This window comes from Reyranella sp., assembly GCF_004297265.1.
Lineage (GTDB): Bacteria > Pseudomonadota > Alphaproteobacteria > Reyranellales > Reyranellaceae > Reyranella.
This window is the reverse complement of the sequence record NZ_SCUT01000007.1, coordinates 154511-172933: the sequence shown is the minus strand read 5'-3', so window position 1 is coordinate 172933 and position 18423 is coordinate 154511. Positions and strand designations below refer to the sequence as shown.

The following is an 18423-nucleotide window of genomic DNA, read 5'->3' as shown; positions in this document are numbered from 1 at the left end:
TCAGCCGTCGAGCGTGATCCAGCGAATCTCGGCACCCTGGCCCACGGTGCAGAAGCGACGGCCCTTGACCCGCTTGTTGAGGCCCTGGAGCTGCATGGAATTGTAGATCCAGATGTCGGGTGAATCGGCCATGATCTTGCGGATGGCCTCCTCGTAGAGCGGCGCCCGCTCCTCCTGCTTCACCGCCGCGCGCGCCTTGCGCAGCAACGCGTCGACCTGGTCGTTCTTGTAGTAGGACGAGGCCTTCCAGGTCCCGTGGAACTGGCTGTCGTACATCTGGCCGACCCAGTTCTCGGGATCGACGAAATAGGTGCTGACCCAATGGACCCACATGTCCGGCGTGGTGTCGGGCTTGGCGGCGGCGGTGGTCAGGTTCGACCAGATGTTGCCGACCACTTTCAGGTTGATGCCGATCTGCGCCAGGTCGGCCTGGAAGAGCTGTGCGCCCTGCACGCTCTGCTCGTTCTCCGACTGCACGTGCAGCTCGAGCGGTCGCTTCATGGGCGCGCCCTCGGCGACGGCCTTGGCGTAGTATTCCTTGGCCTTCTTGAGGTCGTAGTCGTAGCCCTTCACATCCTTGGGAATGCCCCACAGGTTGTCGGGCATGGGATAGGGATCGCGCGTGGCGTAGCCGCCCAGGATGTCCTTGATGAAGCCCATGTAGTTGAAGGCATGGGCGAAGCACAGGCGCGCATTGAGATTGTCGAACGGCGGCTTGGTGTTGTTCATGCGGATGACGAAGGTCCGCATGACCACATCCTTCTGGACGTAGGCGATCTTGGAGGCGTTGATCTGCTCCACCTGGTCGGCCGGCAAGTTGGGATCGGTGCAGTCGAGCGATCCGTTCAGCAGGGCCAGCACGCGAGTCGAGGTTTCCTTGGTCGGCCGGTAGGCGATCTTCTTCACCGGCTTGGGATTGTGCGACCAGCCGAGGAAGTGTCCTTCGTTGATCTCCATGTCGAGATATTCGAGCGGCCGGTAGCCGGCGGGAATGATGCGGTAGGAGCCGGAGCCCGCGCCGTTCGAGGCGAGCCAGGCCTTGCCCCAGTCGCCGTTCTTCACATTGGGTTCGATCAGGCGCGGATTGACGATGGAGATGCTCGGGATCGCCGCGAAGAACGGCGCATAGGAGGTCTCGAGCTTGAACCGCACCACGAGGGGCTCGGGTGCCGTGACGTTGTCGGGCTTCAGGATCTTGAGGAAAGCGCCGGCCGGCGCCAGTCCCAGCGCCAGCACGCGACGGAAGCTGTAGACGACGTCTTCCGCCGTCATCGGGCTGCCGTCGTGGAACTTGATGTTCGGGCGGAGCTTAAATTCCCACAGCAGGCCGTCATCGGAGACGGTATGGCTTTCGGCCAGCCACGGCACGATCTGCGGCGGATCGTTCTGGTAGCGATAGAGATTGTCGTAGGCGTTCAGCATCATCGACTGCATCGGCACGTCATAGACCTGATGCGGATCAAGGTTCATCGGCAGGGCGAAGCCGCTGACGAAGGTCGAAGAGTCGGCGGCCTGGACCGACCGGATGGAGCCCGCGACGAGAGCGCCGGCAGCCAGCCCTGCGACCTGGCGGCGGCCGAGCATGGGTCCCTTCATTGTCATTGGGCGGCTCCTGCAAAGCGGTCGGCATGGAAACGGCTGATCGGCCGCGGCAGGCCGAGATTCCCGCGCAAGGTCATGGATTCGTACTCCGTTCTGAACAGACCCCGGCGCTGCAGTTCGGGGATCACGAGGTCGACGAAATCGGTCAGCGAGCCCGGCAGCCAGGCCGGCATCACGTTGAAGCCGTCGCAGGCACCGTCCTTGAACCAGTGCTCCATCTCGTCGGCGACCTGGCTCGGCGTGCCGATGGTGAGCACGTGTCCGCGCGGACCGGCATTGGCGAGGCAGAGCTCCCACAAAGTGAGTTTGTCGCGGCGCGCCTGATCGAGCAGGAGACGCTGGCGGCTGAGCGGACCGTTGGTGTCGGGCATCTCGGGCACCGGCCCGTCGAGCGGCAGCTTGTCGAGATCGTGCACGCCGATCGTGTGTTCCAGAACGGCGAGGCCAACGCTGGGATGGATCAGCGACTGCAGGTAATCGTACTTCTCCCGCGCCTCCGATGCGGTCGGTGCGACGACCGGATAAAGGCCGGGCATCACCAGAACTTCGGAGGGCGAGCGGCCGTAGCGCGGCAGCCGCCCCATCACGTCGCCGTAGAACTCCTTGCCCTGATCGAAGGTGGTCTGCGCGGTGAACACCAGCTCGGCGAGGCGCGCGGCGACATCGCGTCCGGTGCCCGAGGCGCCGGCCTGGACCAGCACCGGCCGCCCCTGCGGCGAGCGGCCGACGTTGAGCGGCCCGCGTACCTGGAAATGCTTGCCCTTGTGATGCAGCGGATGGAGCTTGGAGGGATCGAAGAAGACGCCCGACTCCTTGTCGCGGATGAAGGCGTCCTCGTCCCAGCTGTCCCACAGGCCGGTGACGACCTCCGCGAACTCGATGGCACGCTCGTAACGGTCGGCGTGCGCGGGATGCTGATCGAGACTGTAGTTGAGCGCGTCATCCTCGTTGTTCGAGGTGACGAGATTCCAGCCGGACCGGCCGCCGCTGATCTGGTCGAGCGAGGCGAACTGGCGGGCCAGCGTATAGGGTTCGTTGAATGTTGTGGTCGAGGTGGCGACGAGGCCGAGATGCCTGGTGACGGCGGCGAGCGCCGACAGGATGGTCATGGGCTCGAATTTGACCACCTTGCCCATGCGGCCACGTGATTCAGGCGTTCCCGACAGGCTGACGGCGGCCGTGTCGGCCAGGAAAAGGAAGTCGAACTTGCCGCGCTCGGCGGTCTGGGCAACCTCGACCGCGTCGGCAAGACTCGCACCCGAGTGGAAGTGAGCTTGGGGATGGCGCCAGGCTGCAACATGCTGCCCGGTTTCGTGGACGAAGGCGCCGAGACGCATCATCCGTCGTTGAGTCTTTTGAGGCACGCCTCGCTCTCCCGTTCGGAACGCGGACAATCACTGCAAAAAGACGCAAGTCCCATGCCACGGATCTGGCCACGCCACGGACGGCGGTGGCGTGCACCAGCTGCATCGGATGGCACAGATTCTGCTGACTTGACCTGTATAGACAGGCTACAGGCTAGGCATGGGGACCGAACAAAAAGTGCCGCAAACGGACGATGCGGAGCGCTATCGCCAGGACGGTGCGATCGTGCTGCGCGGCGTCTTCGATGATTGGGTGGAACCGCTGCGCGCCGGTGTCGACGCGCTGATGGCCAATCCCAGCCCGCTGGAACGGACGGTTCGTCCGGCCGACGGCTCGGCGCCCTTCTTCCAGGACCTGTGCAACTGGCAGCGCATCCCGGAGTTCGAAGCCTTCGTCTGGAAGTCGCCGGCCGCGGAGATCGCGGCCCGCCTCATGGGCTCGCGCACGGCCCGCTTCTTCCATGACCATGTGCTCGTGAAACAGCCGGGCGGCAGCACGGTCACGCCGTGGCACCAGGATCAGCCCTACTACTGTGTAGAAGGCCGGCAGAGCGTCAGCTTCTGGATCCCGCTCGATCCGGTGCCGCGCGACGTGGTGATGGAGTGCATCAAAGGTTCGCATACCTGGGGCAAGGGCTTCCGGCCCATGCGCTTCGACGGCACGCGGCTCTATGCCAACGACGATTTCGAAGTGATGCCCGATATCGAGGCGATGCGCCCCACGCTCGACGTCGCGGGCTGGGACATGCAGCCGGGCGACGCCATCGCCTTCAATTTCCGGACGGTGCACGGCGCGCCGGGTAACCAGTCGCCGCGCGCGCGCCGTGTCTTCTCGGCGCGCTGGGTCGGCGACGACGCCGTCTTCGCGAAGCGCGCCGGCCGGACCTCGCCGCCCTTCCCCGATCTCGGGCTGCAGGATGGTGACCCTCTCGACACGCCGCTCTTTCCCGTCGTCTATCGTTCGTAACACTCAGATCAAAGGGAGCTTCATCATGTCCAAGTTCACAGCAGTGGCCGCCGTTCTGGCGGCAACGGCCTTCGCCGGCGGCGCCGCGGCGCAGGACACCAAGGTCGCCATCGGCATCTCCGGCTGGACCGGCTTCGCGCCGATCACGCTCGCCAAGGAGGCCGGCATCTACAAGGCCAACGGCCTCGACGTGACGATCAAGAAGATCCCGCAGAAGGACCGCCACCTCGCCATCGCCTCGGGCGACCTGCAGTGCGCCGCGACCACGGTCGAGACCTGGATCGTGTGGAACACCAACGGCATCGCCACCACCCAGCTCTTCAAGATGGACCAGGGCATGGGCTCGGACGGCATCGTCGCCCGCAACGACATCGCCAAGGTCACCGACCTCAAGGGCAAGACGGTCGCCGCCTCGGCGCCGGGCACCAACCCGCACTTCACCCTGGCCTGGATCCTGAAGAAGAACGGCATGTCGCTGAAGGACGTGAAGCTCGTCACCCTGGAGCCGGCGCCCGCCGCCAACGCCTTCGTCACCGGCAAGGACCTCGACGCCGCCGTCACCTACGAGCCCTATCTCAGCCTGGTGCGCGACAAGCCCGAGACCGGCAAGCTGATCGCCGATTCGCTGCAGTACCCGATGGTGTTCGACTCCTTCGGCTGCACGCCGAAGTTCATCAAGGAGAACCCCAAGGCGGTGAAGGCGCTGGTCGAGAGCTACTTCCAGGCCCTCGACATGATCGAGAAGGACAAGCAGAAGGCCTTCACGATCATGGGCGCCGACGTGAAGCAGACCGCCGAGCAGTTCGAGAAGTCACAGGCCAAGATCAAGTGGGCCGACCGCGAGGCCAACAAGAAGTTCTTCAGCGGCGAGATCCAGGCCTTCAACAAGGAAGCCGCGGAGCTGCTGCTCGAGATCGGCGTGATCAAGAGCAAGCCGGACAACATGGATACGCTCTTCGACACGACGTACATCAAGTAGCCAGCCTTTTGCCTCCCCCGTTAGCGGGGGAGGTGCCTCGTCCTGTGAGGCGGAGGGGTCATGACCCCTCCGTCGGCGTAGGACGCCGACACCTCCCTATTTGAATGGGGAGGAAGGTTTGAGAAGAGATCATGAAACTGCTGGTTCCCGTCAAACGGGAGAATCGCATCGTCCTGGGCGTGGCGTTCTTCGTCGCCTTCGTCGCGCTCTGGTGGCTGATCACCTGGACCGGCGCCGTCCCGAAGCACTTCCTCGCCTCGCCCTGGCAGACGCTGGTTTCCGCCTGGAGCCTCTTTGCCACGCAGGGATTCACCTACGACGTCGGCATGACCATCTGGCGCGTGGTCGGCGGCTTCGTGCTCGCCGCCGTCATCGCCGTGCCACTCGGTATCGCGATGGGAGTCTACAAGCCGATCGAGGCCTTCTTCGAACCCTTCGTCTCCTTCGCGCGCTACCTGCCGGCCTCGGCCTTCATCCCGCTGCTGATCCTGTGGGTCGGCATCGGCGAGGCGCAGAAGCTCACTGTCATCTTCATCGGTTGCTTCTTCCAGCTCACCCTCATGATCGCCATGATCGTGGCCGGCACGCGCCGCGACCTGGTCGAGGCTGCCTATACGCTGGGCTGCAAGGATACCGGCGTGATCCGCAGGGTCGTCCTGCCCGGCGCCGCGCCCGACATCGCCGAGGCGCTGCGCCAGGTGCTGGGGCTGGGCTGGACCTACATCATCGTCGCCGAGCTGATCGGCGCCTCGTCGGGCATCGGCCACATGATCACCGACAGCCAGGCCCTGATGGCTACCGATCACATCATCGCGGGTATCGTGGTGATCGGCCTGGTCGGCCTGATCTCCGACGTGCTGTTCAAGAAGGTGAACCAGTACCTCTTCGCGTGGAGCCTGCTGCGATGAGCCGGCTTTCCATCCGCAACGTTTCCAAGACCTTCCCCGGCCACCGGCGCAACGTGCCGCCGACGCAGGCGCTGTTGCCGGTCGATCTCGAGGTCGGCGACAACGATTTCATCACCGTGCTGGGTCCCTCGGGCTGCGGCAAGTCCACCCTGCTGCGGCTGGTCGCCGGGCTCGAGACGCCGACCACGGGCGAGATCAAGCTCGACGGCACGAACATCTCGGGCGCCGGCGCCGACCGTGGCGTCGTGTTCCAGAGCTACACGCTCTTTCCCTGGCTGAACGTGCGCCAGAACATCTGCTTCGGCTTGCGCGAGAAGGGCATGAAGCTCTCGGAGCAGCGCGAGATCAGCGACCGCTTCATCGCCCAGGTCGGCCTGCGCGGCTTCGAGGACCATTTTCCCAAGCAGCTTTCGGGTGGCATGCAGCAGAGGGTGGCGATCGCCCGCGCGCTGGCCAACGACCCCAAGATCCTGCTGCTCGACGAGCCGTTCGGCGCACTCGACAACCAGACGCGCGTCCTGATGCAGGAGCTGCTGCTCGGCATCTGGGAACAGGCGCAGAAGACGGTGATGTTCATCACCCACGACATCGACGAGGCCATCTTCATGGCCAGCCGGGTCGTTGTGTTCAGCGCCCGGCCGGGTCGCATCAAGACCGAGCTGGACGTCGGCCTGCCCCATCCCAGGCACTACACGGTCAAGACCACGCCTGAGTTCATGGCGCTGAAGGCCCGCCTCACCGAGGAGATCCGGGTCGAAGCCATCGCCGCGGATCACTGAGGGGCCGATGGAACCGACCGCGCTCTACCAGCAGGTCGAGGACTATATCGTGCGCCACATCCAGGACGGATCGTGGCCGCCGGGCCATCGCCTGCCTTCGGAGCACGAGCTGGTGAGCCGGTTCGGCATGTCGCGCATGACCGTGAACCGGGCGCTGCGCGATCTCGTCCAGCAGGGCCGCATCGTACGGGTCGCGGGAGTCGGCAGCTTCGTGGCCGAGGACAAGCCGCAATCGACTCTTCTGCACATCGCCAGCATTGCCCGCGAGGTTCGCCAGCGCGGCCACGACTATCGCTGCGCGCTACTCTCGGCCGAGAGGGTGGCGGCGCCCGGTGACATCGCCGCCTGGCTCGGTTTGCGCTCGGGACAGTCGGTCTTTCATTCGGTGTGCCTTCACCTCGAGAACGAGGTGCCGGTCCAGTTCGAGGACCGCTACGTCAACCCGCAAGTGGTGCCGGCCTTCCTGGAGCAGGATTTCAGCGACATCCCGCCGGGTGAATATCTGGTGCAGAACGTGCCGTTCGACGAGATCGAGCATGTCGTCGACGCCGTCCTGCCGACGCCGGAGCAGGCGAACCGCCTGCAGATCGAGTCCTCGGAACCCTGCCTGTTGCTGACGCGGCGCACCTGGACGCGTACGACGCCGGTCACGATGGTGCGCTGCCTGCACCCCTCATCACGGTACAGGCTGGGCTGCCGCTTCGATGCGGTGGGAAATCAGAGATTAGGCTGAAGAGCCTTCGTGGCCGTAAGGGCCGCCCAGGACCGTGAGGCCTGCTGGGCCCAGAGCGCCCGCTTCATCTCGGCTTCGAGGCGTTCACGGGCGGTGCGGTCGGCCGGTTGGATCGGCTCTTCGGAAGAGGGGGTATCGCGGGGCATGCGGATCAAACGCCGCAGCCCACGATAAAGTTGCATCGATCAGGTCGCCTTGAGTTTCATCCCCGGCGGCGGCACCGCCGCTTCCGGATCGACGGCGCGGATCACATAGGCGTAGGCTTCGGGCTCGTACTTCGTCCAGAGACGGGCCAGTTCGGCGATCGGCTGGGCATGATCGTCGATTCGCAGATCGACATAGGGAAAGGACTCCCTGTCGACGACGAGCAAGGCCGCCGAGGTCACCGGCTGGAATTCACCGCCCGCCGCCTCGCCGGCCGCCAGCGCATCGAGCAGGCGGCGCGCCAGCGGCAGATCCGGAGACGCCTCGAAGGCTCCCACCATGACCTGAGGCAGCGACGCCGATCGCACGATATTGGCGATGGAGGCGCAGTCCTTGCCCTGCGCCTCGCCGCGCTCGGCCCGGACATTTGCGCCGGAATAGACGGCGGTGCGGCCGGCCGCATCGATCAGGGCCAGTTGCCGCCAATGCCGGTGCGGCGTCGCCGCGACCACCGCCTGCATCGCCTCCGGCGCCGAGAAACCATGGGCCAGCAGGTCCAGCGCCAGCGGCCCCAGCCTCGGATCGGTGCGGTGCTGCGTGAGCGCCGCGCCGATGCCCGCCCGCGCATGTGAGCAGCGCGAGCCGACCGAAATCGATGAGGTGGTCACTGCAGCGCCCAGCATACCGGTCCGCGCACAGCGTCCGACGATCGAGAAGGTCATGTCAGTATCCCCATTCTTCACCTCCCCGTTTGAGGGGGAGGAAAGATTCTCAAAGACTAGGCAGATTGAGCCCCTTCTCGCGGGCGCAGTCGATGGCGTCCTGATAGCCGGCATCGGCATGGCGCATCACGCCGGTCGCCGGGTCGTTCCACAGGACGCGCTCGACCCGCTTGGCCGCCTCCGGTGTGCCGTCGCAGACGATGACCATGCCGGCATGCTGGGAGAAGCCCATGCCGACGCCGCCGCCATGATGCAGCGACACCCAGGTCGCGCCCGAGGCGCAGTTGAGCAGCGCGTTGAGCAGCGGCCAGTCGGACACCGCGTCCGAGCCGTCGCGCATGCCTTCGGTCTCGCGGTTGGGGCTGGCGACCGAGCCCGAGTCGAGATGATCGCGGCCGATCACGATCGGCGCCTTGAGTTCGCCCTTCGCAACCATCTCGTTGAAGGCGAGGCCGAGGCGATGACGGTCGCCGAGCCCGACCCAGCAGATGCGCGCCGGCAGGCCCTGGAATTTGATGCGCTTCTTCGCCATGTCGAGCCAGTTGTGGAGATCCTTGTTGTCCGGCAGCAGCTCCTTCACCTTCTCGTCGGTGCGATAGATGTCCTCGGGATCGCCCGAGAGGGCGGCCCAGCGGAACGGCCCGACGCCACGGCAGAACAGCGGACGGATATAGGCCGGGACGAAGCCCGGGAAGCTGAACGCGTCGGCCACACCCTCTTCCAGTGCCATCTGCCGGATATTGTTGCCGTAATCGACCGTGGGCACGCCGAGCTTGTGAAACTCCAGCATCGCGCGCACGTGACCGGCCATCGACTGCTTCGCGGCTTTGGCGACGCCGGCGGGATCGCTGGCGCGCCTGGCTTCCCAGTCCGCCAGGGTCCAGCCCTTGGGCAGGTAGCCGTTCACCGGATCGTGGGCCGAGGTCTGGTCGGTCACGCAGTCGGGCCGCACGCCGCGGCGCAGCAGCTCGGGCAGAACATCGGCAGCGTTGCCCAGCAGGCCGACCGAGACGGCTTTCTTCTCCGTCACCGCCTTGGCGATGATCTGCAGCGCGTCATCGAGGTCCCTGGCCTGGACGTCGAGATAACCGGTGCGCAGGCGGAACTCGATGCTGCTGGGACGGCATTCGACGGCAAGGCACGAGGCACCGGCCATCGTCGCCGCCAGGGTCTGCGCGCCGCCCATGCCGCCCAGGCCTGCGGTCAGGATCCAGCGGCCCGCGAGGCTGCCGCCGTAATGCTGGCGCGCCATTTCGACGAAGGTCTCGTAGGTGCCCTGCACGATGCCCTGGCTGCCGATGTAGATCCACGAGCCGGCCGTCATCTGGCCGTACATCATGAGGCCCTTGCGATCGAGCTCGTTGAAATGCTCCCAGGTCGCCCAGCGCGGCACGAGGTTGGAGTTGGCGATCAGCACCCGGGGCGCATCGGCATGGGTGCGGAACACGCCGACCGGCTTGCCCGACTGGACCAGCAGCGTCTCGTCGGCCTCGAGCTTGCGCAGCGATGCCACGATGCGGTCGAAGCTCTCCCAGTCGCGCGCGGCGCGGCCGATGCCGCCGTAGACAACGAGCTCGCCGGGCTTCTCGGCGACGTCGGGATCGACGTTGTTCATCAGCATGCGCAAGGGCGCTTCGGTCAGCCAGCTCTTGGCGGAGAGTTCGGTGCCGTGCGGCGCCCGGATGGTGCGGGCATTGTCGATGCGGTTCATGGTGTCTCCTGAAGGGCGGGCAGGAAGCCGGGGCCGACGGTGGCGACGATCGTGCCGTCGGCAACGAGCGAGGTGGCCTTCTCGATGTCGGGATGGAAATGGCGGTCGTCCTCGAGATGCGGCACGGCGTTGCGCAGCAAGGTGCGGACGGCCTCAAGCGGCGGGCTGGAGACCAGCGGCCGATGGAAGTCGCATCCCTGCGCCGCCGCCAGCAACTCGATGCCGATGACGGCGGAAAGATTGGCCGCCATGTCGAGCAGACGGCGCGCGCCGTGCGCGGCCATCGAGACATGGTCTTCCTGGTTGGCCGAGGTCGGGATCGAATCGACGCTGGCGGGATGGGCGCGCTGCTTGTTCTCCGACACCAGCGCCGCGGCCGTGACCTGCGGGATCATGAAGCCCGAGTTGAGGCCGGGCCGCGGCGTCAGGAAGGCTGGCAGGCCTGACAGGGCCGGATCGACCAGCATGGCGATGCGGCGCTCCGACAGCGAGCCGATCTCGCACAGCGCCAGCGCGATGATGTCGGCGGCGAACGCCACCGGTTCGGCGTGGAAGTTGCCACCCGACAGCGCTTCGTCGGGATCGGTGAAGATCAGCGGATTGTCGGTGACGCCATTGGCTTCCGTTTCCAGCGTCGCCGCCGCCTGGCGCAATATATCGAGAACGGCGCCCATGACCTGTGGCTGGCAACGCAGGCAGTAGGGATCCTGCACCCGCTCGTCGCCCACCAGATGCGAGGCGCGGATCGGCGAGCCCGCCATCAGACGGCGAAGCGACTCGGCGGCCGCGATCTGGCCGCCGTGACGGCGCAGGTGATGGATGCGCGGATCGAACGGCGCGTCCGAGCCGCGCGCCGCGTCGGTCGAGAGCGCGCCGGTGACCAGCGCCGCGCCATAGAGGTTCTCGGCCTCGAAGAGACCGGCCAGCGCATAGGCGGTCGAGAACTGCGTGCCGTTCAGCAGCGCGAGCCCTTCCTTGGCGCCCAGCACCAGCGGCTTCAGCCCGACATCGCCCAGCGCCTTGGCAGCCGGCACGACCTCGCCCTCGACCAGGAAATTGCCGACGCCGATCATCGCCGCGCTCATATGCGCGAGCGGCGCGAGATCGCCCGACGCGCCGACCGAGCCCTGGCAGGGCACGACCGGAGTCAGGCCTTCGGCCAGCAGCGTTTCCAGCAGCCGCACCGTCGCGGGCTGCACACCCGACGCGCCCTGTGACAGGCTGCCGAGCTTCAACGCCATCATCAGGCGCACGACGGCGACCGGCATCGGCGCACCGACACCGGCGGCGTGGCTGAGCACGATGTTGCGCTGCAAGGTTTTCAGGTCGGCTTCCTCGATGCGGACGCTGGCCAGCTTTCCGAAGCCCGTATTGATGCCGTAGACGGGTTGGTGCCTGGCGAGGATCGACGATACCGCCCGCGCCGACTTCTCGATCGCCTCATAGGCGGCGGGATCGAGGCTCACCGCCGCACCGCGATAGATGTCGCGCCAGGCCGACAGCGGAACCGTTCCCGGCGTGATCACGATCGCCTTCATCGGCCCCTCCAGACTCGCGCGTGCAGCGGATTGAAGCCCATGCGGTAGACCAGCTCGGCCGGGCGCTCGATGTCCCAGATCGCGAGATCACACCACTTGCCGGCCTCCAGCGTGCCGACATCGTCGAGACAACCCAGCGCCCGCGCCGCCTCGCGCGTCACGCCCGCCAGGCATTCGTCGACCGTCAGCCGGAACAAGGTGGCGCCCATGTTCATCGCCAGCAGCAGCGAGGTGAGCGGCGAGGTGCCGGGATTGCTGTCGGACGCCAGCGCGATCTTCACGCCGTGTTGCCGCAGCAGATCGACCGATGGCTTGTGCGTCTCGCGCACGAAATAGAACGCACCCGGCAGCAGCACGGCGACGGTCCCGGCTTGCGCAAGCGCCTTCACGCCCGTTTCGTCGATATGCTCCAGATGATCGGCCGAGAGCGCGTTGTAACGGGCCGCCAGGCTTGCGCCATGCAGGTTGGAAAGCTGCTCGGCATGCAGTCTTACGCGCAACCCCTTGGCCTTGGCCGCCTCGAATACCCGTTCGATCTGCTGCGGCGTGAAGGCAATGCCCTCACAGAAACCGTCGACCGCATCGGCCAGCCCGGCTTTTACCACGGCCGGCAGCATCTCGTCGCAAACGACGGCAATGTAGGCATCCTTGTCGCCCTTGGCTTCCGGCGGCAGCGCGTGCGCACCGAGGAAGGTGGTCTTGACCGAAAGCGGCCGTACCTCGCCGATGCGGCGCGCGGCGCGCAGGGATTTCATCTCTGCGGCCGTATCGAGTCCGTAGCCCGACTTGATCTCCAGTGTGGTCACGCCCTCAGCGATCAACGTATCGACCCGCGGTAAGGCGCTGGCGACCAACTCCTCCTCCGTCGCCGCGCGAGTCGCCCGCATCGTCGACACGATGCCGCCGCCCGCGCGCGCGATCTCCTCGTAGCTGGCGCCGGCCAGACGCAACTCGAACTCGTGGGCGCGGTTGCCGCCGTAGACGATGTGCGTATGGCAGTCGACCAGGCCCGGGGTGACCCAGCGGCCGTCGCAATCGATCGTCTCGTCGGCATTGATCGACGGCGCTTCCGCTGTCGCGCCGGCAAAGACGATGCGGCCGTCGTGCGCGGCCACGAGCCCGTCCTCGACGAGGCCCAAGCCGTCGCCGGCCAGGGTCGCGAGGCGTGCGTTCTTCCAGAGGCGGTCACATTGCATGGCGGCGTTATTATGACTATACATAATAATATGTCCAGAACCGCCCTCTGGTTTCGCTCCCTGCTCCTGCCCGACGGCTGGGCCGGTGGCGTGCGCCTCGTCATGGTGGACGGGCGCATTGAAACCTTGATGAAGGGCGCCCCTGCCGAAGCAGGGGATGAAATCCACGGAATCGGCCTGCCCGGCCTGCCCAACCTGCACAGCCATGCTTTCCAGCGCGGCATGGCGGGTCTCACGGAGCGGCGCGGCAGCACGGAAGACAGTTTCTGGACGTGGCGCGAGGCCATGTATCGCTTCGTCGACCATATGGGTCCCGACGAGGTCGAGGCGATCGCCGCGCAGGCCTATGTGGAAATGCTCGAAAGCGGCTTCACCCGGGTTGGCGAGTTCCACTACGTGCATCACGATCCCGGCGGCGCGCCCTATGCGAACATCGCCGAGCTGGCGACACGGATCGCCGCCGCGGCCGGCGAGACCGGCATCGCGCTGACGCTGCTGCCTGTTTTCTATCTTCATGCAGGCTTTGGGGGTCTGCCCGCCGCTCCGGGCCAGCGCCGCTTCATCAACGAAGTCGCCCGGTACGGAAGGCTGATCGAGGCCAGCCGCAAGGCCGTATCGTCGCTGTCCGGTGCCGTGGTCGGCATCGCGCCGCACAGTCTGCGCGCAGCAACATCCGAAGAGATCGCGGCCATCCTGCCGTTCGCCAACGGCGGTCCCGTCCACATCCATGTCGCCGAGCAGACCAAAGAAGTCGAGGATTGCTTCGCCTGGTCGGGCAAGCGACCAGTCGAGTTACTGCTGGATCGCCTGCCGGTCGACGAACGCTGGTGCCTCGTCCACGCGACACATGTCACCGACGCCGAGAGCGCCGGCATCGCCGCGCGTCGCGCGGTCGTGGGCCTCTGCCCCATCACCGAGGCCAATCTCGGCGACGGACTGTTTCCCGCGCAGTCCTTCATGGCGCGCGGCGGCCGGTTCGGTGTCGGCTCGGACTCCAATGTCCTGATCGATGCCGCCGAGGAGCTGCGTCTCCTCGAATATGGACAGCGCCTCGCCCTGCGCACGCGCAACGCGCTGGCCCGGGCCTCGACGCCGTCGGTCGGACGCAGCCTGTTCGACGCGGCTCTTGCCGGCGGCGCACAGGCGCTCGGTGCGTCCTCGACGCTCGCCGCAGGCCAGTCTGCGGATCTCGTGAGCCTGAAGGCCGACGACAACGCGCTCGCGCATCGTCGCGGCGACCGGTGGCTGGATGGCTGGATCTTCTCAGGCGGCCGCCAGGCGGTGGACTGCGTCTGGCGGGCTGGCAGGAAGCTCGTGAAGGACGGCCGGCACATCCATCGCGACGCGATCGGCAAGCGCTACCGGCAGGCGCTGCACAAGGTGCTGCACGCCTCATGAGCAGCGCGGCCACTTCCCTGCACCAGAAAATCCTCGGCGACCTGCAGGGCAAGATCCTGTCGGGCAAGCTGGCGCCCGGCGCCCGCATCGCCACCGAGCATGAGCTGGCCGAAGCCTACGACTGTTCTCGCATGACGGTGAGCAACGTGCTGGCCAAGCTGGCGCGTGCCGGCCTGGTCGAGCGCCGCCGCAAGGCCGGCACCTTCGTCACGCGGCCGCAATCCCAGGCAGCGGTCCTCGAGATCCACGACATCAAGGCGGAAGTGCTGGCGCTGGGCCTTCCCTACCGCTTCGAGCTGGTCTCCCGCGCCAACAGGCGAAGCACGGCGTCGGATCGTGAGCGACTGGAGACCAAATCCGCCGGCCGCGTCGTCGAACTCGTCACCCGCCATTTCGCCGGCGACAGGGTCTTCTGCCTGGAGGAGCGTTTGATCAATGCCGAGGCAGTGCCCGAGGCAGCGCATGAACGCTTCCACGACATCGCGCCGGGACGATGGCTGCTCGACAGTGTCCCCTGGACCGCTGCGGAGCATCGCATCGGCGCAAGCAGTGCCGGCAAAGACGTGGCCGCGTCGCTGTCAGTGCCCGTGAACACGGCGTGCCTGATCATCGAACGCCGCACCTGGCGCGCGGCCTTGCCCGTCACCCACGTTCGGCTCACCTATCCCGGCGATTCCCACCAGCTGGTCGCGCGCTTCACCCCTACGTCCCTCTAACGCCGACGGAGAATGGCCCGTATCCTGCTCCGGCGGCGCCAGGGAGCGTGACATATGTCGGAAAGTGGTTGGCAGGTCGGGATCGACATCGGAGGAACTTTCACCGATCTGGTGGCCCTGCTGCCGTCGACCGGCGACGTGCGCTCGATCAAGGTTCCGACCCAGCGCAACGATCCCGTCGCCAGCATCCGCGCCGCCCTCGCGGCCGCTGATCTCTCTGCCGAGTCCGTGGACGATCTCGTCCACGGAACGACGCTCGTCACCAATGCGATCGTCGAGGACAGGGTCGAGCCCGTCGCACTGGTGGCGACGGAGGGCTTCGAGGATGTGCTCGATATCGGCCGCGCGGGGCGCCAGCATCTCTATCGGCTCGACCTGCCGCCGCGGCGCGAGGCACAGGTGCCGCCGGAACGCCGCATCGCCCTGGCCGAGCGTGTCGATTTCACCGGCGCGGCGGTCCGGATACCCGACACCGCCGCGATCGACGCGGTGGTGACACAGGCACAGGCCATGGGCATCGAGAGCATCGCCGTGTCGCTGCTCCACGCCTATGCCAATGCCGACCATGAGCGCGCCGTCGGCGCGGCGCTGGCCAAGGCCTTTCCCTTCGTCTCGCTGTCGCACCAGGTCAATCCGGAGACCCGCGAATTCGAGCGCACAGCGACCACGGTCCTCAACGCCTCCGTCATGCCGATCGCGGCGCGCTACCTCGATCGCCTGCAGCGTGAAGTGAAGGGCGCGCGCCTGCACGTCATGCATTCGGCCGGCGGCATGGCCTCCCCCGACGCCGCGGCCAGGCGGCCGCTCTCGATGGCGTTGTCCGGCCCGGCCGCGGGCATCTCCGCGGCGGCCAGCGTTGCCGCATCGCTCGGCCTGGAGAAGGTGCTGACCTTCGACATGGGCGGCACGACGACCGACGTCTGCCTGATCCTGAACGGCGCGGCCGAGATCTCCACCGATTCCAAGCTCGCAGGCCGGCCGGTGCGCCAGCCCATGGTCGCCGTCGAATCGATCGGCGCCGGCGGCGGATCGCTGGTGACCCTGGGCACCGGCGGCCTCTCCATCGGTCCCCAGAGTGCGGGCGCGGAGCCAGGCCCGGCCGCCTATGGGCGCGGCGGCACGCGCGCCACCGTCACCGACGCCAACGCGGTCCTCGGCTATCTCGACCCGGCAAAGCGCCTGGGTGGTGCCATCGCGCTCGATGTTGCCGCGGCCGAAGCCGCCCTCGCGCCGCTCGCCGCCCGCCTCGGTGTCGGCATCGTCGAGCTGGCGCTGGGCGTCCAGAGGGTCGCCAACGCCGCCATGGTGCGGGCACTGGCGAGGGTCACCGTGGAGCGCGGCGTCGACGGTCGGCAATGCACCCTCCTCGCCTTCGGCGGCGCCGGCCCAATGCATGCCGTGGGCCTCGCGCGCGAATTCGGCATCGCCGAGATCGTGGTGCCGCGCTTCTCCTCGGGCTTCTCCGCCCTGGGCTGCATCGTCGCCGACATGAGCTACACGCAGCAGCAATCCGTACGCATGCTGAGCACCGGCTGGGACGCGACCCGTTTCGCCGCGCTCCATGACGACATGCTCGCGGCGCTTATGGCGCCGCTGCACAGCCACGGACACGGCGCCGACGAGATCGACGTGGAGCGCACCGCCCTCGTCCGCTATGTCGGCCAGAGCTACGCCGTCGAGGTGCCTTTCGCCCAGCCGCTCGACCTCGACCGCCTCGGCCGCGATTTCCGCCAGCGCCACCACGAGATCTACGGCTACGCGACCGAAGAGCATTGGGAGATGCAGAGCCTGCGCATGTGCGCCCTGGTCGCGCGACGCACGACCTTCGGGCCGCTCGGCATCCCGGGCGAAGGCGCCGTGCCGACCTCGGTCAATCCCTGCTGGTTCGAGCCCGCCGCGCCGCATCAGACTCCGCGTTACGATCGCGACCGGCTGCCGACCGGTGCCCGCATCGCGGGGCCCGCGATCGTCGAGGATGCCTGGTCGACCATCGTCGTGCCGCCCGGTTACACGCTCAGCTCGGATGCGATGGGCCATCTCTGGATTCGCGAGGATGCACGATGAGGAACAGCGTCGATCCCTTCACCGTCGAGGTGATCCGGCATGCGCTGACCGCCGCCGCCGAGGAGATGTCGTTCGTGGTCATGCGCTCGGCCCGCTCGCCTCTGCTGCGCGAGGCGGGCGACCTGTCGTCCGCCCTCACCGATCACAAGGGCGACCTGATCGCGCAGGGACGGGACATTCCGATCCATCTCGGCGTCATGAGCTTCACGGTGAAGAAGTTCCTGGAACGCGTCCCGGCAGAGCGGCTGCGGCCGGGCGACGTCTGGTTCCTCAACCTGCCCGAGGTCGGCGGCAACCATCTGCCCGATGTGAAGGCGATCCGGCCGATCTTCCTCGAGGGCCGTCTGTTCGCCTTCGCCGTCAGCCTTGCCCATTGGGGCGACATCGGCGGCGCCTGGGCCGGCAGCTACTTCGCCGCCGCCACCGAGACCTGGCAGGAAGGCGTGCGCATCCCGCCGCTGCGCCTCTTCACGGCCGACGGCATCGACGAGGAGAAGCGCGACTTCCTGCTGGCCAACCTGCGCGGACCGGCCGAGCGCGAGGGCGACCTGATGGCCCAGATGGCCTCGACGCGCGCCGCCGAAGGACGGTTGCTGCGGCTGGGCGAGGAGCATGGCGCCGCCACCCTGCGCGCCGCGCTCGACCGGCTCGACGATCTCTCGGAGGCGCAGATGCGCGAGGCGATCGCCGGCCTGCCCGACGGCGTCTACGAAGGCGAAGACTTCCTCGACGATGACGGCCCCAACGGACAGCCCGCGGCCATTCGCGTGCGGGTGGAGATCGCGGGCGAGACGGCGAAGTTCGACTTCTCCGGCACCGACGACGCCGTCGCGGGGCCGCTCAACACGACGCCATTCGTAGCGATGGCGGCCGTCTACTATGCGATCAAGGCAGTCGCTGGCCCCGAGATCCAGCCCAATGGCGGCTGCTATCGTCCGCTGGAGATCCGCACACGGCCCGGCTCCATCCTCGAACCCGGTATCGATAAGCCTGTCGTCGGCGGCAACCACGAGACCTCGCAGCGTGCGGTCGACGCCATCATGCGGGCGTTCGAGAAGGCCGTGCCGGAGCGCCTCACCGCCGGCGGCTCGACCACCGCGGGCCTGCTGATCTTCGGCGGCACGCGGCGCGACGGCGCCATCGGCACCTTCTACGAGACGCACGGCGGCGGGGAAGGCGCCCGCACTGACCGCGACGGCGCGCCCGTGGTGCGCGTCCACCTCACCAACACGATGAACACGCCGGCCGAGATCGTCGAATCGGAATACATGATCCGGGTCGACGAGCAGCGGCTCCGGCGCGGCTCCGGTGGCACGGGTCGCCATCGCGGCGGCGACGGCATGCGCCGTGCCTATACGGTGATGGAAGACGGTCTATCACTCACCACCATGTTCGAACGTCGCGTGATCGCACCCTACGGGCTGCAGGGCGGCGCCGACGGAGCTCCGTTCAGGGTGACGCTCCATCGCGCCGCGGGCGGCAGCCGCGAACTGTCGGGCAAGGAGAACCTCGCGCTGGCCAAAGGCGACCGGGTGGTGATGGAAACGTCGGGCGGCGGCGGCTACGGCACGCCAGCTGAGGAACAAGCCGGGGAATGAGAAG

Annotated in this window: 15 protein-coding genes; 9 read left to right on the top strand and 6 right to left on the bottom strand. The window is 67.2% G+C overall.

Going from position 1 to position 18423, the window contains the following annotated elements; genetic code table 11:
• Complete coding sequence (locus tag EPO41_RS02560) at positions 1-1602, bottom strand: ABC transporter substrate-binding protein (RefSeq protein ID WP_296319913.1); 1602 nt, start codon at positions 1600-1602, stop codon at positions 1-3.
• Positions 1599-2942, bottom strand: a complete 1344-nt coding sequence (locus EPO41_RS02555; RefSeq protein WP_363246942.1) for an LLM class flavin-dependent oxidoreductase — start codon at positions 2940-2942, stop codon at positions 1599-1601. Before EPO41_RS02555 ends, EPO41_RS02560 begins: the two co-directional genes overlap by 4 nt.
• A gap of 184 nt (positions 2943-3126) precedes the next feature.
• Here EPO41_RS02555 and EPO41_RS02550 point away from each other — a divergent pair, with 184 nt between their 5' ends.
• The 5 genes from EPO41_RS02550 (at position 3127) to hutC (EPO41_RS02530) (ending at position 7332) form a co-directional block, all read left to right on the top strand.
• Positions 3127-3933 (top strand): phytanoyl-CoA dioxygenase family protein, encoded by an 807-nt coding sequence (locus EPO41_RS02550; protein ID WP_296319911.1) that lies wholly within the window; start codon positions 3127-3129, stop codon positions 3931-3933.
• A 25-nt stretch (positions 3934-3958) separates the two neighbouring features.
• A complete protein-coding gene (locus EPO41_RS02545) occupies positions 3959-4912 on the top strand; it encodes an ABC transporter substrate-binding protein (RefSeq protein ID WP_296319910.1) in 954 nt (317 codons plus the stop codon).
• A gap of 131 nt (positions 4913-5043) precedes the next feature.
• Positions 5044-5820, top strand: coding sequence for an ABC transporter permease (locus EPO41_RS02540; RefSeq protein ID WP_296319907.1), 777 nt, complete (start codon positions 5044-5046; stop codon positions 5818-5820).
• The gene (locus EPO41_RS02535; RefSeq protein ID WP_296319904.1) at positions 5817-6599 is read left to right on the top strand and encodes an ABC transporter ATP-binding protein; all 783 of its coding nucleotides are present in this window, start codon (positions 5817-5819) and stop codon (positions 6597-6599) included. Before EPO41_RS02540 ends, EPO41_RS02535 begins: the two co-directional genes overlap by 4 nt.
• A 7-nt stretch (positions 6600-6606) precedes the next feature.
• On the top strand, positions 6607-7332 hold the full coding sequence (gene hutC / locus EPO41_RS02530; RefSeq protein ID WP_296319901.1) for a histidine utilization repressor: 726 nt from the start codon (positions 6607-6609) through the stop codon (positions 7330-7332).
• Between the two features lie 185 nt (positions 7333-7517).
• Here hutC (EPO41_RS02530) and EPO41_RS02525 read toward each other — a convergent pair whose 3' ends face one another.
• Genes EPO41_RS02525 through hutI form a run of 4 tightly spaced genes read right to left on the bottom strand, consistent with a single transcriptional unit; the run spans position 7518 to position 12643 of the window.
• Positions 7518-8198, bottom strand: a complete 681-nt coding sequence (locus EPO41_RS02525) for a DUF1028 domain-containing protein (protein ID WP_296319898.1) — start codon at positions 8196-8198, stop codon at positions 7518-7520.
• Between the two features lie 49 nt (positions 8199-8247).
• Positions 8248-9909, bottom strand: a complete 1662-nt coding sequence (gene hutU, locus EPO41_RS02520) for a urocanate hydratase (protein ID WP_296319895.1) — start codon at positions 9907-9909, stop codon at positions 8248-8250.
• Entirely contained in the window at positions 9906-11447 is a 1542-nt protein-coding gene (gene hutH, locus EPO41_RS02515; RefSeq protein WP_296319893.1) for a histidine ammonia-lyase, read from the bottom strand. The genes hutU and hutH overlap by 4 nt, the downstream gene beginning before the upstream one ends.
• Complete coding sequence (hutI, locus tag EPO41_RS02510) at positions 11444-12643, bottom strand: imidazolonepropionase (RefSeq protein ID WP_296319892.1); 1200 nt, start codon at positions 12641-12643, stop codon at positions 11444-11446. The genes hutH and hutI overlap by 4 nt, the downstream gene beginning before the upstream one ends.
• Before the next feature lie 30 nt (positions 12644-12673).
• On the opposite strand from hutI, the gene EPO41_RS02505 reads away from it, so the two are divergent.
• The 4 genes from EPO41_RS02505 to EPO41_RS02490 are packed head-to-tail and all read left to right on the top strand — an operon-like array spanning position 12674 to position 18419.
• Entirely contained in the window at positions 12674-14041 is a 1368-nt protein-coding gene (locus EPO41_RS02505; RefSeq protein WP_296319889.1) for a formimidoylglutamate deiminase, read from the top strand.
• A complete protein-coding gene (hutC, locus tag EPO41_RS02500; protein ID WP_296319886.1) occupies positions 14038-14757 on the top strand; it encodes a histidine utilization repressor in 720 nt (239 codons plus the stop codon). The genes EPO41_RS02505 and hutC (EPO41_RS02500) overlap by 4 nt, the downstream gene beginning before the upstream one ends.
• 54 nt (positions 14758-14811) lie before the next feature.
• Positions 14812-16821, top strand: a complete 2010-nt coding sequence (locus EPO41_RS02495) for a hydantoinase/oxoprolinase family protein (RefSeq protein ID WP_296319883.1) — start codon at positions 14812-14814, stop codon at positions 16819-16821.
• The gene (locus EPO41_RS02490) at positions 16818-18419 is read left to right on the top strand and encodes a hydantoinase B/oxoprolinase family protein (RefSeq protein WP_296319880.1); all 1602 of its coding nucleotides are present in this window, start codon (positions 16818-16820) and stop codon (positions 18417-18419) included. Before EPO41_RS02495 ends, EPO41_RS02490 begins: the two co-directional genes overlap by 4 nt.
• Positions 18420-18423: the final 4 nt, after the last annotated feature.

Bases quoted from the DNA above. Each gene is read 5' to 3' on its own strand.
- EPO41_RS02560 (WP_296319913.1), bottom strand. From the start codon at position 1,602: ATGACAATGAAGGGACCCATGCTCGGCCGCCGCCAGGTCGCAGGGCTG.
- EPO41_RS02555 (WP_363246942.1), bottom strand. From the start codon at position 2,942: ATGATGCGTCTCGGCGCCTTCGTCCACGAAACCGGGCAGCATGTTGCA.
- EPO41_RS02550 (WP_296319911.1), top strand. From the start codon at position 3,127: ATGGGGACCGAACAAAAAGTGCCGCAAACGGACGATGCGGAGCGCTAT.
- EPO41_RS02545 (WP_296319910.1), top strand. From the start codon at position 3,959: ATGTCCAAGTTCACAGCAGTGGCCGCCGTTCTGGCGGCAACGGCCTTC.
- EPO41_RS02540 (WP_296319907.1), top strand. From the start codon at position 5,044: ATGAAACTGCTGGTTCCCGTCAAACGGGAGAATCGCATCGTCCTGGGC.
- EPO41_RS02535 (WP_296319904.1), top strand. From the start codon at position 5,817: ATGAGCCGGCTTTCCATCCGCAACGTTTCCAAGACCTTCCCCGGCCAC.
- hutC (WP_296319901.1), top strand. From the start codon at position 6,607: ATGGAACCGACCGCGCTCTACCAGCAGGTCGAGGACTATATCGTGCGC.
- EPO41_RS02525 (WP_296319898.1), bottom strand. From the start codon at position 8,198: ATGACCTTCTCGATCGTCGGACGCTGTGCGCGGACCGGTATGCTGGGC.
- hutU (WP_296319895.1), bottom strand. From the start codon at position 9,909: ATGAACCGCATCGACAATGCCCGCACCATCCGGGCGCCGCACGGCACC.
- hutH (WP_296319893.1), bottom strand. From the start codon at position 11,447: ATGAAGGCGATCGTGATCACGCCGGGAACGGTTCCGCTGTCGGCCTGG.
- hutI (WP_296319892.1), bottom strand. From the start codon at position 12,643: ATGCAATGTGACCGCCTCTGGAAGAACGCACGCCTCGCGACCCTGGCC.
- EPO41_RS02505 (WP_296319889.1), top strand. From the start codon at position 12,674: ATGTCCAGAACCGCCCTCTGGTTTCGCTCCCTGCTCCTGCCCGACGGC.
- hutC (WP_296319886.1), top strand. From the start codon at position 14,038: ATGAGCAGCGCGGCCACTTCCCTGCACCAGAAAATCCTCGGCGACCTG.
- EPO41_RS02495 (WP_296319883.1), top strand. From the start codon at position 14,812: ATGTCGGAAAGTGGTTGGCAGGTCGGGATCGACATCGGAGGAACTTTC.
- EPO41_RS02490 (WP_296319880.1), top strand. From the start codon at position 16,818: ATGAGGAACAGCGTCGATCCCTTCACCGTCGAGGTGATCCGGCATGCG.